Below are 14,485 nucleotides of genomic sequence, written 5' to 3'. Positions count from 1 at the left end.
CGGCGAACAACGCGTCCGGGAACAGGCGGTGCCGGTGCTCGGCCAAGAACCGGAACACGCTGCCAGCCGGCAACAAATGCCCCGCCAGCGACTCCACGTCCAACACATCCCGCTGCGGACTCGACTCGCCCTGCACAACCCAACAATTCCAGCCAGCTGCCGGTCAGTCCCGTGGGCACGCGGACAGATTGTTCAGCAGGCTCCTAGGGCGCCTGTCCGCAGGCGCTCACGGCGGCCGCACGCGTACGGACCGAGTCCCTCGGCGCTCAACACCCCAGGGCCGCGGGTATGGCATCAGGGCATCGCCCCGTTCATCGGCAGGATCGAGTACGCGTGCCGGATGTGGTGCTCCATCAGGTCGGCGGCCGCGTCGGGGTCGCCGGCCTGGATCGCGGCGAAGATCCGGCGGTGCTGCTCGTTGAGCCCGTCGCGGAAGGCCGGCCAGTCCGCCATGCGGGTGGACGCCCTCGCGATCGGTCGCAGCAGGGCCTCGCGCACAGCCCGGGTCAGGTCGCTGATCAGGGTGTTCTCGCTGACCTCGGCGATCAGGACGTGGAAGCCGGTGTCGAGCGGGCTGAACTCCGCGATGGACTCGGCCGCCTCCATGGCCTCCATGACCTCCGCCAGTCGGGCCAGCGCGTCCGCGGTGGTGTGCGTCGAGGCGAGCGCAGCGGATCCCCGCTCCAGGGACACCCGGGCCTCGACGACGTCGTCGACCGGATACTTGCCCAGCGAGACGTGCAGCTTCAGCAGGCGGGTCAGCGCCCTGCTCTGATCGCTGGTGACGCGCGTGCCGGAGGCCGGCCCCGCACCCACGGCCGAGTCGAGGACGCCCTGGGACTCCAGCGCCCGGATGGCCTCGCGAACCGACGAGCGTCCGATGCCCAGTTGGGTGGCCAACTCCCGCTCCGGGGGCAGGATCGACCCGACCTCGTAGCGGCCGCTCAGGATGCCCTCCTCGATGTGGTCGAGGGCCAGCTCGTAGGCTTTCACCCGCCTCCCGCCTCCCTGTTGGCTCGGTTCCATTCTGCCGCAACGGCGTGGGCGCGGCACATACGTGAACGACACGATGTTCCCCGGCACGCCGGACGCCGTCCGCCGCCTCCTGGAACGTCTCGGTTGCACCGTGGTCTTCCCCCGCCAGCAGACCTGCTGCGGGCAGATGTTCACCAACACCGGCTACTTCGACGAGGCTGTGCCGAGTGTGCGCACATTCGTCGAGGCATTCGACACGTTCGACTACGTGGTCGGGCCCTCCGGGTCGTGCGTCGGCGCGGTGCGCCACCAGCATCCGATGCTGGCCCGGCACGCCGGGGACGCCGGCCTGGAACGGGCGGTGGGGGAGCTGACGCCACGGGTCTATGACCTGAGCGAGTTCATCGTCGACGTGCTCGGTACCGTCGACGTGGGGGCGTGGTTCCCGGGCAGCGATGAGCACCGCCCGTGACGAGATCCTCGGCCGCATCCGCACCGCGCTGAGCGACGTGACCGACGCCGACCCGGCCCGTGACGTGCCGGTCGCCTGGCAGTACGGCCGGGCCACCGACATCGCCGACGTGCTCGGCCTGTTCGTCGAGCGCGTCGAGGACTACCGCGCGGTCGTCGAGCGCGTGCCCTTGGCCGACGTCCCGGACGCCGTCGTGCGGCACCTGCGCGACACCGGCGCCTCGACCGTCGTCCTCCCCGTGGGCATCGAGGCCGCGTGGCGGGCCGCCGTCGAGGCGTCCGGTCTGGAGGTGTTGTCCGACGAACCTGCCCTGTCCCACGACGAGCTCAACCGGGTCGACGCGGTGGTGACCGCCGCGGCGGTCGGGATCGCCGAGACCGGCACGTTCGTGCTCGACCACCGCCCCGACCAGGGACGCCGCGCGCTCACCCTGGTGCCCGACCGGCACGTGTGCGTGGTGCGGGCCGATCAGGTCGTCACCGATGTGCCCGAGGCCGTGGGGCGCCTGGCGGCGTCGGTCGCCGAGGGCCTGCCGCTCACCTGGGTGTCGGGCCCGAGCGCGACCAGCGACATCGAGCTCAACCGTGTGGAGGGCGTTCACGGCCCCCGGACGCTGCACGTCCTCGTCGCCGTGTGAATGTGGTGCAGATTGCGCCGATAGGGTGTCGGCCGTGACTGAACGCTTTGATGGACGCCGCCCCGACCAGCTCCGACAGGTGCGCTTCACGCGCAACTGGCTCGACCATGCCGAAGGTTCGGTGCTCGTCGAGTTCGGCAAGACCCGCGTGCTGGTGGCGGCGTCGGTGACCGAGGGCGTGCCGCGTTGGCTCAAGGGGCAGGGCAAGGGCTGGGTGACCGCGGAGTACGAGATGCTCCCGCGCTCCACCCACACCCGGTCCGACCGCGAGTCCCGCAAGGGGAAGGTGGGCGGCCGCACGCACGAGATCTCGCGCCTGATCGGCCGCGCGCTGCGCGCCGTCATCGACTACGAGGCCCTCGGCGAGAACACGATCGTCATCGACTGCGACGTGCTGCAGGCCGACGGCGGCACGCGCACGGCGTCCATCACCGGCGCCTACGTGGCCCTCGCCGACGCCGTGTCCTACCTGCGCGAGCGCGGCGCCCTCAAGGGCGAGCCGCTCAAGGGTTCGGTCGCCGCGATCAGCGTGGGCGTCGTGGACGGACTGGCGGTGCTCGACCTGCCGTACGAGGAGGACTCGGCGGCGGAGGTCGACATGAACATCGTCATGACCGGCGACGGGCGCCTGATCGAGGTGCAGGGCACCGCGGAGGGCGAGCCGTTCGACCGCGCGGTCATGGACCAGTTGCTCGACCTCGGCGCCGTCGGCTGCGCCGAGCTGACCCGCCTCCAGGCCGAGGCCCTGCGGTGAAGCTCGCCGAGGCGCTCGCCGAGCGGGCGGCCGCGCAGACCCGGCTGGCCGAGCTGCAGGGCCGCCTCGAGGCGAGCGTCCTGGTGCAGGAGGGCGACGAGCCGGCCGAGGACCCGGCCGCGCTGCTGGCCGAGGCCGACCGCGTCCTGGAGCGGCTTGAGTACCTCGTCCGGGCTATCAACGCCACGAACGCGGCGACCCCGTTCGACGCCGGCCGCACCGTGACCGACGCCATCGCCGCGCGCGACACCCTGGCCCGCCGGCAGCGGTTCCTCGCCGCGGTGGCCGGGGCGGCGGTGCCGTCGAGCCGGTTCGGACGCGCCGAGATCAAGTTCGTCCCCACAGTGGACGTGCGTTCCCTGCGCGCCGCCGCGGACGATGCTGCCCGGGCCTTCCGGGAGCTCGACACGCGCCTGCAGGGCCTGAACTGGACCACTGACCTGGTCGAGCCCCAGGGCTGACCGGTCCCGGGGCCGAGGAGTCGGTACCCGCGCGACAGCGAACACGAAGCCTGTTGCCCCGAGGGCCACATCGGGGCTGCACCGCCCGACGGGCCGGGCCCTCCTCACGGGGTACGCCCAGCACGTGGCACACGGGCACCGTGCACCGTGCACACCGCACCACCACCGTGTTGGGTCGTGCGGGGAGGGTGGGTCAGGGGACCTCCCGGCCCCGGGATCAGGTCAGGTTCGCGCCGCAGGCGCTGCCCACCGGCTCCACGTGCACGCTGGCCCGGTCGAGGTGGGGGATCGACTCCACCAGCGCGCGGTGCACCGCCACCGCCACATCGTGGCCCTGCGCCACGGTGAGGGCCGGGTCGACGGCCACGTCGAGGTCGGCCTCCATGCGGTGGCCGCTCCAGCGGGCGCGGGTCCGCAGCACGGCGGCGACCCCCGGGACGCCCCCGGCGACGGCCTCGATCCGTCCAGCGTGCCGTCCTCGACGCCGTCCATGAGGCGACGCACCATGATCCGCAGCGAGCTGACCAGCACGCCGATGATCACCACGGCGATGAGCAGGCCGACGATGGCGTCCGCCTGCGGGAAGCCGGCCCAGGCGCCGGCCACGCCGCCGACCACGGCGAGCGAGGTGAGGGCGTCCGTGCGGGCGTGCTGGCCCTCGGCGACGAGGGCGGACGAGCCGATGCGGCGTCCGCGACGATGACGATCTGCAGCACGGCGGTGGCGCCCATGCCGGCCAGGCTCACCCACGCGGCCCTGATCCCCTCGCGGCTGGACTCCTCCGCGCTCTGGATCGCCTCGGTGTGGTCGTGGCTGTGCGGTGTCAGCGCGTGCCGGACCCTGCCCCAGAACCCGTGGCCGTGGTCGTGGTCATGACCGTGGTGGTCATGGGCGTGCCCGTGGTCATGGTCGTGGTGCTCGTGGTCGTGGTGCCCGTGCGCGTGCTCGTGGGGGTGGTCGTGCTCGTGGTGCGCGTGGGTCATGGCGACAGTATTTACGTGATTGCGCAAATGGGCAAATAGCTCGGATAAGGTGGCGCCATGCATGAGTCCCCGCTCCTTGACGTCCCCGACGACGAGCACGCGCAGCTCGCCGCGGAGACGTTCCGGATGCTGTCGGACCCGACCCGCGTGAAGCTGCTGTGGGCCCTGCTCCAGGGCGAGGCCAGTGTCGGCGCGCTGGTCGAGCTGGTGCAGTCGACGCCCACCGCGGTCAGCCAGCACCTGTCGAAGTTGCGGCTGGCGGGCCTGGTCACCAGCCGCCGCGAGGGCACCTACATCCACTACTCGGCGACCAACGCGCACGTGCACCGGCTGCTGGCCGAGGCGCTGTCGCACGCCGAGCACACCTCGGGCCTCGTGCCCGACACCGCCGAGCACCGGTACCGGACGCCGGCCGGCCTGCCGCGCCACGATGGGTAGTGTGGCCGGCATGCCACAGCCGCTCACCACGGTCGTCCTGGCCACCCACAACGCCAAGAAGCTCGCCGAGCTGCGCCGCATCGCGGACGCCGCGGGCGCGGGCCTGCAGGTGGTCGGGCTGGACGAGGTCGGCTCCTACCCCGAGCCCGCCGAGACCGAGGCGACCTTCGAGGGCAACGCGCTGATCAAGGCGCGCGCGGCCGCGGCCGCGACCGGGCTGGCGGCGTTGGCCGACGACTCCGGGCTCGAGGTCGACGTCCTCAACGGGATGCCGGGCGTCCGCACCGCCCGCTGGGCCGGAGCCCGGGCGTCCGACGAGGAGAACCGCCGGCTCGTCCTGGCGCAGGTCGACGACGTGCCCGCCCCCCTGCGGACCGCCCGCTTCGTGTGCGCGGTCGCGCTCGTGCTGCCCGACGGGACCGAGCATGTGCTCCGCGAGACGATGGAGGGGCGCCTGGCCCACGCCGAGTCGGGCACCAACGGCTTCGGCTACGACCCCATCTTCATCGCCGAGGGCAACGAGGTCACCAACGCCCACCTGGCCCCCGAGCAGAAGGACGCCATCAGCCACCGCGGCAAGGCGGTGCGCGCCATGGTGGACCACCTCCGGGGGCTGGAAGCCCGCTCCTGAGCCGGCGGATGCCCAGGGGATTCTCGGCTGGGCCCTGACAACGGTGGCTGTCCTCGCTGGACCGTATGCTGGGGGCTCCGCCAGCCACGCCTGAGGAGCCCACCACATGCAGCAGTACCTCGACCTGCTCACCCGCATCCTTGAGTCGGGTGCGCAGAAGTCGGACCGCACGGGCACCGGGACACTCAGCGTCTTCGGCCACCAGATGCGCTTCGACCTCGCCGAGGGGTTCCCGCTGCTGACCACCAAGAAGCTGCACACCCGCTCGATCTTCGGCGAGCTGCTGTGGTTCCTGCGGGGGGACACCAACATCGGTTGGCTGCACCAGAACGGCATCACGATCTGGGACGAGTGGGCCGACGAGAACGGTGACCTCGGCCCGGTGTACGGCTACCAGTGGCGCAGCTGGCCGGCCCCGTCGGGTGAGCGCGTCGACCAGATCGCCAACGTCATCGAGTCGATCCGGACGCGGCCCGACAGCCGCCGTCACGTGGTCACGGCGTGGAACCCCGCCGACGTCGACGACATGGCGCTGCCCCCGTGCCACATGATGTTCCAGTTCTACGTCGCCGACGGGCGTCTGAGCTGCCAGATGTACCAGCGCAGCGCCGACGTGTTCCTCGGCGTCCCGTTCAACATCGCCAGCTACGCCCTGCTGACCCACATGGTCGCCCAGGTCACCGGCCTGGAGCCCGGCGAGTTCGTGCACACCTTCGGCGACGCGCACCTGTACTCCAACCACCTCGAGCAGGCGCGCCTCCAGCTCACCCGCGAGCCGCGCGCGCTGCCCACGCTGAAGCTGAACCCCGCCGTGACCGAGATCGACCGCTTCGAGCTGGCCGACATCGAGCTGGTCGGCTACGACCCGCACCCCACGATCAAGGCCCCGATCGCCGTCTGATGCGTCGACCCCGCCACGAACCCGCCTTCGGCGCGGTCGAGCACCGCTTCGGGCGCGGCCACAAGCGCGTCCGCGCCTGGGACGTCTCCGGCGACCCCGGCACCGACGACCTCACCTTCGTGCTCGTCCACGGGCTGGGGGTGAGCTCCGACCTGTTCCGGCCCGTCGTCGACCGCCTGCGCCACCTGGGGCGCGTGGTCGTGTTCGACCTGCCCGGCTTCGGGGGCGTCCCGCACCCGCGCGACCCGATGGACATCTCCGAGTTCGCCCGGGCGATCGCGCCCGGCCTCGAGCGGCTGCGCGTCTCCGCACCCGTGCTGGTCGGGCACTCGATGGGCTCCCAGGTCGTCGTCGAGCTCGCCCGCCGCGAGCCGCACCTGCGGGGCCGGATGGTGCTCGTCGCGCCGGTGGTCCATGTCGACCAGCGCCGCCTGTCGAAGGTGCTCACGGGGTTCGCCCGGTCGGCGGTCCACGAGCGCTTCGGGGCCGCGCTGGTCTCGGTGCGCGGCTACCTGTCCGCCGGCCTGCGCTGGCCGCTGGAGCTGCTGCCGGCCATGGTGCGCTACCCGATCGAGGACCGGATCGCCGACCTCGGCGGACGCCTGGTCATCGTGCGCGGCGAGCACGACCTCCTGTGCCCGCCCCCGTGGGCTGAGCGCCTGCTCAACCGCAGCGGCGCCGAGGGCAGCATCATCGTCGCCGAGGGCGCCGCCCACCAGGTCGTGGTCGACAACGCCGACGAGGTGGTCGCGGCCGCCATCGCCGTCTCCGGGCGGGGGCCCCTGCCGTGAGCCGCGTGCGGACCGTCGTGCAGGACTGGGCCCACGTCGCCCGGCGCTGGACGGCGTCCGCCCTCGACCGGACGCCCCCCGACGCCTTCGCCGACGGTGACGGCGTCCCCATCGTGCTGCTGCCCGGGATCTGGGAGTCGTGGCGCTACCTGGTCCCGCTGGCCCGCCACCTGCACGCACTCGGCCACCCCGTCCACCCGCTGCCGGGCCTCGGCTGGAACGGCCGGCCCCTCGAGGAGTCCCTCGACCGCGCCCGGGGCGGGCTGGCAGCGCTCGGACTCGAGCGACCGGTCCTGGTCGCCCACTCCAAGGGTGGGCTGATCGGCAAGACGCTGCTGGTGGACGCCCTCGCCGCCGACCCCGACCGCGCCCCCCGCGGGCTGGTCGCGGTCTGCACCCCGTTCGGTGGGTCCCGGCTGAGCTGGCGCGTCTTCACCCGGACGCCCCTGGGCCTGTTCGCGCCCACCGGCGCCGCGATCGTCGCCCTCGCCGCGGAGCGCGCCGTCAACAGCCGGATCGTGTCGGTGGCGTCGGCGTGGGACGAGATGATCCCCGACGGGTCGTTCCTCCCCGGGGCGCACAACATCACGCTCCGGCTGCCGGGCCACTTCCGGCCCGTGGCCGACCCGGGCACGGCCCGCCTGGTGCACGAGCAGGTCGAGCGCCTCGCCGCGGGCTAGGCTCGCGGCGTCGCACGGAGCAGCAGGGAAGGGGAACCCATGGCCGTCATCGCCATCGCCATCGTCGCCCGCAACGGGGTGCTCGGTGACGGGGAGGCGCAGCCGTTCGAGTTCGCCGAGGACTGGGCCCGCTACAAGCGCGTCACCCTGGGCCACCCGATGATCATGGGCCGCGCCACCCACGACGCCATCGGTCGCTGGTTGCCCGGGCGCACCACGATCGTCGTCACCCGCAATCTCGACCGCGTCGAGATCCCCGACGACCCGCGCGTCGACGCCCGCGTGGCCACCTCGGTGGAGGAGGCGCTGGCCCTCGCCCAGGAGCTCGACGACACCGTCTACGTCGCCGGCGGGGGCGAGATCTACCGCCAGGCCTGGGACTCCCTCGACGAGCTCGACCTCACCGAGGTGCACGCGGACGCCGAGGGCTCGGTCACGCTGCCCGACGTCGACCCCGCGGTCTGGGAGGAGTACCGCCGCGACCCGCGCGGCGCGTTCGACTTCGTGGGCTACCGGCGCCGTCAGTAGCCGATCGACCAGCCGTCGACGAGGCCGCGCACGTAGGCTGCCTGCCCGAGGTGGGCCACGGCGTCGTCGATGATCGAGATGAGCCGGACGCCGCGGGTGACGTGGGGCGTCCAGTTCGTGTCGACCACGTCGTCGAGGTCGGTGGCCGCGAGCGACCCCACGTACGTCGTGAGCGCGTCGGTGACGGCTGCCGCGTAGCCCAACAGCGCGTCGGGGTCGGCCACCCGCAGGGCGGCGACCTCGGCCACGCCGTCGCCGAACCCGAAGTCGCCCTCGCCGCGGTCGATCCCGGTGCGGTGGGCCCAGCCGTCCGCCCAGACCTCGGCCCCGCCGTGCAGGGCGGCAAGCTGGACGTCCGCCTGCCGCGCGGCGTGCCACACCAGCCACGCGATCGAGTTGCCGCGGCCCTCGGGCATCGCGTGCAGGGAGCCGGACGCCAGGCCGTCGAGCACCTGGCGGGCGGCGTCGAGCGGGCGGGAGGCGGCGTCGGTGAGCAGGGCGCGGTGGTCCATGCCCCGATGGTGCCACGCGCGGGGTGACAGACTGGGCGGCGATGAGATCGGCCGCCTCCATCCTGCACCTCGACCTCGACGCGTTCTTCGCCGCGGTCGAGCAGCGCGACAAGCCCTCGCTGCGCGGCAAGCCCGTCATCGTGGGCGGGATCGGACCCCGCGGGGTGGTGTCGACGGCGTCGTACGAGGCCCGGAAGTTCGGCGCGCACTCGGCCATGCCGACCCACGAGGCGCGCCGCCTGTGCCCGCACGCGGCGTTCCTCGGCGGGCGGTTCCGCGCCTACCGGGAGAGCTCGGCCATCGTCATGGGGTTGCTGCGCGAGCTGTCGCCGCTGGTCGAGCCCCTGAGCCTGGACGAGGCCTTCGTCGACCTCGCCGCGGGCCCGACGACCGACTTCTCCCCGGACGCCGTCCGCGCCCTCGCCGAGGACCTCCGCGCCCGGCTGCGGGAGGCGACGGGCGGGCTCACGGCGTCCATCGGCATCGGCAGCAGCAAGTTCATCGCCAAGGTGGCCACCGAGCTGGGCAAGCCCGACGGGGTCTTCGTCGTCGCGCCCGGCACCGAGCTCGACACCATCGCCGACCTGCCCGCGCGTGCGATCCCCGGGGTCGGCCCGGCAACGATGGAGCGGCTGACCCGGCTGGCGGTGCGCACGGTCGCCGACATCCGCGAACTAAGCCGCAACGAGCTCGTCCGCGAGCTGGGCCGGGCCCAGGGGGAGTGGGTGCACGAGCTCGCGTTCGCCCGCGACGACCGGCCCGTGGTCGCCGAGCGCGAGGCGAAGAGCATCAGCGTCGAGGACACCTTCGAGACCGACGTCACCGACCGTGCCGAGCTCGAGGCCGTCGTCGACCGGGACGCCCGCATCGTCGCCGAGCGGCTCACCCGCTCCGGACTGTTCGCGCGCACGGTCACGCTCAAGGCCAAGCTGCCCGACTTCACCATCCTGTCCCGCTCCCAGACCCTGCACGGCGCCACCGACCGCCCCGAGGTCATCGGACGCCTCGCGCGCGGCCTGCTCGCCGGCCTGGACCTGCCCGACGGGGTCCGCCTGCTCGGCGTGGGCGTCGCGGGGTTCACCGAGGCCGCCCAGGAGGAGCTGTTCGAGCTGGAGCCGTCCGGCCCGGTCGTCGAGGAGTCCAGCCGCGCGCCGGCGTCCCGACCCCGGTGGACACCCACCTTCAGCCCGGGCGCCGACGTGGTGCACGACGAGCACGGCCCCGGCTGGGTGTGGGGGACCGGGCTCGGGCGGGTCACCGTCCGCTTCGAGACCGCCGAGTCCGGACCGGGGCCGGTGCGCACCTTCCGGCTCGAGGACCCCGCCCTGCGCCTGGCCGACGTGCTGCCCTCCGACGGCAGCCCGGCCGACCCGTCGGGCCCCGGGTGGGCCCAGGCGGTCACCGCCCCGACCATGTCAGGAGACGACTGATGCGCTCACGCCGCACGCCCAGCACGCCGCGGGTGGCGCCCGTCCACCTTGAGGGCCTCGTGCCGGCCGACCCCGACGGGCTCGACGCGGGGGTCCTGCTCGAGGGGGTACGGCTGGCCGACGCCGACCTGCCGCCGGTGAACCTCGCCGGGGCCGAACTGGCCGAGGTGGAGGTCGCCCGGGTCAGCGCCGACGACGTCGACCTCATCGGCGCCCGGCTGCGCGAGGTGTCGCTGGCCGAGGTCCGCTTCGCGGCGCTCCGCGCGGCGCGCGCCGACTGGCGCGACTCCCAGCTGTCGGGGCGCGTCGGCCTGCTGGACGCCCACGAGGGCGAGTGGCGCTCGGTGATTCTCACCGGGTGCAAGATCGACTTCCTCTCGCTGCGTGGGGCCCGCGTCGAGGACGTGCTCGTCACCGGGTGCACGATCGGCGAACTGGACCTCACCGGGGCGACGGTGTCGCGGGTGCGCTTGGCCGACACCCGGGTGGGCACCCTCGAGGCGCACGACCTGCGCAGCGAGCACCTCGACCTGCGCGGCGCCGAGTTCGACCGCGTCGGCGGATTCGCGTCCCTGCGGGGCGCGCTGGTCACGCCCGACCAGGTCGCCCGGTGGGCGCCGGCCCTCGCCGAGGCACTCGGCCTGCGCGTGGTCGAGGACGTGTCGTGAGCGTCGACGTGTTGCTGGCGACGATCCGCTCAGCGCTGCCCGCCGTCGCCGACCCGGCCAACGCCGCGCCGATGCAGCGCTACATGAAGTCGGCGCTCCCATTCCACGGGGTGTCCATGCCGGTCCTGCGGCGCACCGTGCGTCCCCTCATCGCCGCCCATCCGCTGCCCGACCGCGCCACGTGGGAGCGGGCGGTGCGCACGCTGTACGCCGAGGCGTCCCACCGCGAGGAGCGCTACGCCGCGCTCGAGCTGGCCGGCCACCGCCTGTACCGGGCCCACCGCGACGTCGACGCCCTGCCCCTGTTCGCGTGGCTCGTCAGCGAGGGCGCCTGGTGGGACCTCGTCGACTGGACCGCCTCCCTCGTCGACGAGGTGCTGCGCACCCACCCCGCCGCGGCGCGTCCGGTGGTGCGGGAGTGGGCCACCGCCGACGACCTGTGGCTGCGCCGGGTGGCGATCATCGGCCAGCTCCGCGCCAAGGGCGACACCGACCTCGACCTGCTCGTGCACGCCCTCGACGCCAACCTCGTCGGCTCACCGTTCGGCGACGAGTTCTTCATCCGCAAGGCCGTCGGTTGGGCGCTGCGCCAGCACGCGCGCACCGACCCCGACTGGGTGCGCGCCTTCGTGGCCGCGCGCGGCGACCGCCTCTCGACGCTGTCCCGGCGCGAGGCGCTCAAGCACCTCGGCTGAGCACCCCTGGCCTGGGCCGACGGTCAGGAGACCTGCACGTCGGCGTCCGTGGCCGGCAGCTCGACGAACGTGCGCCCGGGCGCCATCGCGAGGGGAGCGCCGCTGTCCAGCGTGAACGTGAACGGCAACTCGACCGCCGCCTTGGCCCACGTGCCACGAACGACGCTGCCCGCATGCGCGTACAGGAACACCCCCGAGGCGTCGATGATGTCGTGGATCGGGTCGGGCGCGCCCGAGCCCTCGGCGAGCTTCGCCACGCGCTGGCCGGCCTTGATCACCAGCACGTTGTCGGTGGTGACCTGCTGGCCGCCGGCGAGCACGTGCGGCCCCCACGGCACCGAGCGCAGGTAGACGCCCTGCCCGGCGTCCCAGTCGTAGGTCATCGCGTACTCGCCGCGCTTCTTCCACGGCACCCGGACCCGCGTCGCCGGTGCGCCGCCGAGGGTCGACACGTCGGCGTCGGTCACCGCATAGGGCAGGTACGGCTGCGCCGGCCCTGCGGAGAACGGCTCGCGGGCCAGCTCGGCGAGCACCCGCGGGTGGCAGACGATCGCGCGGTCGTAGTAGGTCGTGCCCTTCACCGTGCGCACCCGGGACTGGTCGACCGAGTAGGCGCCCCGCTTGCGGGCGGCCAGGTTGGTCAGCGACACGTCGAGGTGGTCGGCGAACTGGCGGGCGTAGTTGCCAACCCAGTCCGAGTGGCCGGTGCTGCCGACGACGGCGCGCATGGGTGCCAGCAGCGGCACGTCCACCGGGCGCACCGACCGCACCGGCGCCACGCGCTCGGGGAGCACCGAGTGGAACACCGGCACCAGCCGGGTCGCGCTCTCGCCGCTGGCGTCGGCGTAGCCCTCCAGCTGCACGAACACGATGTCGGCGTCGTTGAGGCCGGCCTGCGGGTGCTCGTTGCGGTTGTCGGGCACCTTGACCGCGATCGCGGCGTGGGCCGCCGCGGCGGGGTCGTCGAGCGGACGGCCCGTCAGCGGCCAGCGCGGCCCCGGCTCGGGCGTGGGCGTGGGCGTCGGGGTGGGGGTCGGCGTCGGCGTGGGGGTCGGGCTCGGCGTCGGGGTGGGGGAGGGCGTCGCCGGTGCGCCGGGGGCGCAGCCGGCGAGGGCGGCGCCCAGGGCACCCAGGACGAGGAGGGCGCTCCTGCGGTCCACGGGGGTTCCTTCGGTTGGGTCGAACGGATGACACCCCCATTCTCCACCCGTCGGTGAAAGCTTGTGGATCAAATCACAGAAAGCTGGGCCCGCCGCAGGTGTTGCCACGACCCGTGGTGGAATGGGCGCCATGCAGACGCGTCCCTTCGGCACCACCGGCCTGTCCGTCCCCGTCCTGGGCCTGGGCACCGCCCAGGTCGGCTCGCCCGACGTGCCCGAGGCGAACGCCGCCCGCCTGCTCAACCGGGCCCTCGACGAGGGCCTCACGCTCATCGACACCGCCCACTGCTACGGCATCAGCGAGGAGCGCATCGGCCGCCACCTCGCCGGGCGCCGCGACGAGTACGTGCTCTCCAGCAAGTGCGGCCACCAGCTCGAGGGCTACGACGACTGGACGCCGGCCATCGTCCGCGCCAGCGTCGAGCTCTCCCTGCAGCGGATGCGCACCGACCACATCGACGTCCTGCACCTGCACTCGTGCGACAAGGAGGACCTCCTTGACGGGTCGCTGGCCGACACTATGCAGGAGCTCAAGGACGAGGGCAAGATCGGCGTCGTCGCCTACTCCGGCGACAACGCGGCCCTCGCCCACGCGGTCTCCTCGGGGCGGTTCGCAGCGGTCGAGGCATCCGTCAGCATCGCCGACCAGTGGAACCTCCACCACGTGCTGGGCGAGGCCGCGGCGTCCGGGCTCGGCGTCATCGCCAAGCGCCCGATCGCGAACGGCATCTGGCGCCACGCCGAGCGCCCCACGGGCGTGTACGGCGACGTCTACTGGGACCGCCTGCAGGACCTCGCCTACGCCACCGACCTCGACCTGGCCGAGTTCGCGCTGCGGTTCACGGCGTTCGCGCCGGGGGTCACCACGGCGATCATGGGCACCACCAACCCCGACAACATCACCCGCGCGGTCGCGACCGTCGCGCAGGGCCCGCTCCCCGACGACGCGCTCGCGCACGTCGCCGAGCGGTGGGACGCCGTGGGCCAGGACTGGGACTCCCGCCGGTAGCTCCTAGACTGGCCCGTGCGCCGGGGTGGTGGAATGGGCAGACACGCTGGTTTTAGGTACCAGTACCGAGAGGTGTGAGGGTTCGAGTCCCTTCCCCGGCACCACCGTCAATGACGGGTTCACTAGGGTGGACGCTCCTTGGAGGTCGCCCCGCAGTTGTTTCGTGCACCAAGCGTGCACCAAGCAATCGGGGTGGGAGACGTTCAGCGGGGTGCGTGCACCCCAGACCCGAGAGGAACCCCCGGCATGACCACACAGACCCTTCTCCCGACCATCGCCGGTTGCCCGGCATGGTGCAGCCAGGGCGCACCCGGCCGCATTCACGATGAGTTCGGCCACGACAGCGACGGCGTGACGCGGAGGACGCATGAGCACCGGTTCAACGACGGCGACGGCACGTCGGTGCTGGTCTACATCGGCGCGGCCGACGAAATCCGGTGGGCCGACGATCTGTCGGGCACCGTCACCAAGACGCCCGTCCACATCGGCATCGCTGCCGAGTCGGACCAGACCGTGACACCCGCGCAGGCACGAGCGCTGGCGGCGGCGTTGGTCGAGGCGGCCAACCTGGTCGAGGCCGCGCAGGACGATGCCGCGTGGCGTGACGTGATGGTCTACGCCGACGCCCACGAGGTCGAGGGGGCAGACCAGTGAACGCGACGGAGAGCGACAACGCGATGGTGTTTCGTCGCCCGGACGGGATGAGCAGCGAGGCGTGGGCCACGTTGTGTGGCCGGATGCGTGCCCGCTGGACAGCAGT

Annotated in this window: 19 protein-coding genes, 1 tRNA gene and 2 pseudogenes; 17 read left to right on the top strand and 5 right to left on the bottom strand. The window is 73.1% G+C overall.

Annotated features, from left to right (window positions below; genetic code table 11):
• Nucleotides 1-294 precede the first annotated feature (294 nt).
• Nucleotides 295-993 (bottom strand): FadR/GntR family transcriptional regulator, encoded by a 699-nt coding sequence (locus tag H5397_RS12855; protein ID WP_220492259.1) that lies wholly within the window; start codon nucleotides 991-993, stop codon nucleotides 295-297.
• 76 nt (nucleotides 994-1,069) lie between these two features.
• Between H5397_RS12855 and H5397_RS12850 the strand changes: the two are divergent.
• From H5397_RS12850 to H5397_RS12835, 4 genes and pseudogenes are all read left to right on the top strand, one after another.
• Nucleotides 1,070-1,444, top strand: a pseudogene (locus H5397_RS12850) (heterodisulfide reductase-related iron-sulfur binding cluster); the annotation flags it as partial.
• Nucleotides 1,431-2,084, top strand: coding sequence for an LUD domain-containing protein (locus tag H5397_RS12845; protein WP_182817902.1), 654 nt, complete (start codon nucleotides 1,431-1,433; stop codon nucleotides 2,082-2,084). The pseudogene H5397_RS12850 and the gene H5397_RS12845, both read left to right, overlap by 14 nt.
• A 34-nt stretch (nucleotides 2,085-2,118) precedes the next feature.
• Nucleotides 2,119-2,838 (top strand): ribonuclease PH, encoded by a 720-nt coding sequence (gene rph, locus H5397_RS12840; RefSeq protein WP_309224365.1) that lies wholly within the window; start codon nucleotides 2,119-2,121, stop codon nucleotides 2,836-2,838.
• The gene (locus H5397_RS12835; RefSeq protein WP_182817900.1) at nucleotides 2,835-3,299 is read left to right on the top strand and encodes a DIP1984 family protein; all 465 of its coding nucleotides are present in this window, start codon (nucleotides 2,835-2,837) and stop codon (nucleotides 3,297-3,299) included. Before rph ends, H5397_RS12835 begins: the two co-directional genes overlap by 4 nt.
• A 217-nt stretch (nucleotides 3,300-3,516) precedes the next feature.
• On the opposite strand, the gene H5397_RS18400 is transcribed toward H5397_RS12835, so the two are convergent.
• Both H5397_RS18400 and H5397_RS19185 read right to left on the bottom strand, forming a co-directional pair.
• A complete protein-coding gene (locus H5397_RS18400; RefSeq protein WP_309224364.1) occupies nucleotides 3,517-3,720 on the bottom strand; it encodes a cation transporter dimerization domain-containing protein in 204 nt (67 codons plus the stop codon).
• 128 nt (nucleotides 3,721-3,848) lie between these two features.
• A pseudogene (locus H5397_RS19185) lies at nucleotides 3,849-4,049 on the bottom strand (cation transporter); the annotation flags it as partial.
• A gap of 80 nt (nucleotides 4,050-4,129) precedes the next feature.
• Here H5397_RS19185 and H5397_RS17715 point away from each other — a divergent pair.
• From H5397_RS17715 to H5397_RS12800, 7 genes are all read left to right on the top strand, one after another.
• Entirely contained in the window at nucleotides 4,130-4,321 is a 192-nt protein-coding gene (locus tag H5397_RS17715) for a hypothetical protein (protein ID WP_220492257.1), read from the top strand.
• Nucleotides 4,322-4,339: 18 nt separating this feature from the next.
• The gene (locus tag H5397_RS12825) at nucleotides 4,340-4,720 is read left to right on the top strand and encodes a metalloregulator ArsR/SmtB family transcription factor (RefSeq protein ID WP_182817899.1); all 381 of its coding nucleotides are present in this window, start codon (nucleotides 4,340-4,342) and stop codon (nucleotides 4,718-4,720) included.
• 10 nt (nucleotides 4,721-4,730) lie between these two features.
• A complete protein-coding gene (rdgB, locus tag H5397_RS12820) occupies nucleotides 4,731-5,351 on the top strand; it encodes an RdgB/HAM1 family non-canonical purine NTP pyrophosphatase (RefSeq protein ID WP_182817898.1) in 621 nt (206 codons plus the stop codon).
• A 106-nt stretch (nucleotides 5,352-5,457) separates the two neighbouring features.
• On the top strand, nucleotides 5,458-6,252 hold the full coding sequence (locus tag H5397_RS12815) for a thymidylate synthase (protein ID WP_182817897.1): 795 nt from the start codon (nucleotides 5,458-5,460) through the stop codon (nucleotides 6,250-6,252).
• Nucleotides 6,252-7,043: an alpha/beta fold hydrolase gene (locus H5397_RS12810; protein ID WP_182817896.1), complete on the top strand. Its 792-nt coding sequence runs from the start codon at nucleotides 6,252-6,254 to the stop codon at nucleotides 7,041-7,043. The genes H5397_RS12815 and H5397_RS12810 overlap by 1 nt, the downstream gene beginning before the upstream one ends.
• A complete protein-coding gene (locus tag H5397_RS12805) occupies nucleotides 7,040-7,723 on the top strand; it encodes a triacylglycerol lipase (RefSeq protein ID WP_182817895.1) in 684 nt (227 codons plus the stop codon). Before H5397_RS12810 ends, H5397_RS12805 begins: the two co-directional genes overlap by 4 nt.
• A 39-nt stretch (nucleotides 7,724-7,762) precedes the next feature.
• Entirely contained in the window at nucleotides 7,763-8,251 is a 489-nt protein-coding gene (locus H5397_RS12800; protein ID WP_182817893.1) for a dihydrofolate reductase, read from the top strand.
• Here the strand turns inward: H5397_RS12800 and H5397_RS12795 are convergent.
• Nucleotides 8,245-8,763: a DinB family protein gene (locus H5397_RS12795; RefSeq protein WP_182817891.1), complete on the bottom strand. Its 519-nt coding sequence runs from the start codon at nucleotides 8,761-8,763 to the stop codon at nucleotides 8,245-8,247. The two genes, H5397_RS12800 and H5397_RS12795, sit on opposite strands and share 7 nt — an antisense overlap.
• Before the next feature lie 41 nt (nucleotides 8,764-8,804).
• Between H5397_RS12795 and H5397_RS12790 the strand changes: the two genes are divergently transcribed.
• From H5397_RS12790 to H5397_RS18385, 3 genes are read left to right on the top strand one after another with little or no spacing between them, the layout of a single operon-like run.
• The gene (locus H5397_RS12790) at nucleotides 8,805-10,193 is read left to right on the top strand and encodes a DNA polymerase IV (protein ID WP_182817890.1); all 1,389 of its coding nucleotides are present in this window, start codon (nucleotides 8,805-8,807) and stop codon (nucleotides 10,191-10,193) included.
• The gene (locus H5397_RS18390) at nucleotides 10,193-10,861 is read left to right on the top strand and encodes a pentapeptide repeat-containing protein (RefSeq protein WP_182817888.1); all 669 of its coding nucleotides are present in this window, start codon (nucleotides 10,193-10,195) and stop codon (nucleotides 10,859-10,861) included. The genes H5397_RS12790 and H5397_RS18390 overlap by 1 nt, the downstream gene beginning before the upstream one ends.
• Complete coding sequence (locus H5397_RS18385) at nucleotides 10,858-11,556, top strand: DNA alkylation repair protein (RefSeq protein WP_243760792.1); 699 nt, start codon at nucleotides 10,858-10,860, stop codon at nucleotides 11,554-11,556. The genes H5397_RS18390 and H5397_RS18385 overlap by 4 nt, the downstream gene beginning before the upstream one ends.
• A 23-nt stretch (nucleotides 11,557-11,579) precedes the next feature.
• On the opposite strand, the gene H5397_RS12775 is transcribed toward H5397_RS18385, so the two are convergent.
• Complete coding sequence (locus tag H5397_RS12775; RefSeq protein WP_182817886.1) at nucleotides 11,580-12,716, bottom strand: DUF3048 domain-containing protein; 1,137 nt, start codon at nucleotides 12,714-12,716, stop codon at nucleotides 11,580-11,582.
• A gap of 130 nt (nucleotides 12,717-12,846) precedes the next feature.
• Here H5397_RS12775 and H5397_RS12770 point away from each other — a divergent pair, with 130 nt between their 5' ends.
• From H5397_RS12770 to H5397_RS12760, 3 genes are all read left to right on the top strand, one after another.
• Entirely contained in the window at nucleotides 12,847-13,725 is an 879-nt protein-coding gene (locus tag H5397_RS12770; RefSeq protein WP_182817884.1) for an aldo/keto reductase, read from the top strand.
• A 19-nt stretch (nucleotides 13,726-13,744) separates the two neighbouring features.
• Nucleotides 13,745-13,829, top strand: a tRNA-Leu gene (locus H5397_RS12765).
• 142 nt (nucleotides 13,830-13,971) lie between these two features.
• The gene (locus tag H5397_RS12760) at nucleotides 13,972-14,379 is read left to right on the top strand and encodes a DUF6907 domain-containing protein (RefSeq protein ID WP_182817883.1); all 408 of its coding nucleotides are present in this window, start codon (nucleotides 13,972-13,974) and stop codon (nucleotides 14,377-14,379) included.
• Nucleotides 14,380-14,485: the final 106 nt, after the last annotated feature.

It is taken from the genome of Propioniciclava sp. MC1683 (assembly GCF_014164675.1).
Classification (GTDB): domain Bacteria; phylum Actinomycetota; class Actinomycetes; order Propionibacteriales; family Propionibacteriaceae; genus Propioniciclava.
Note: the sequence above shows the minus strand (reverse complement) of the source record. Positions and strands in the feature narration are given on the sequence as shown.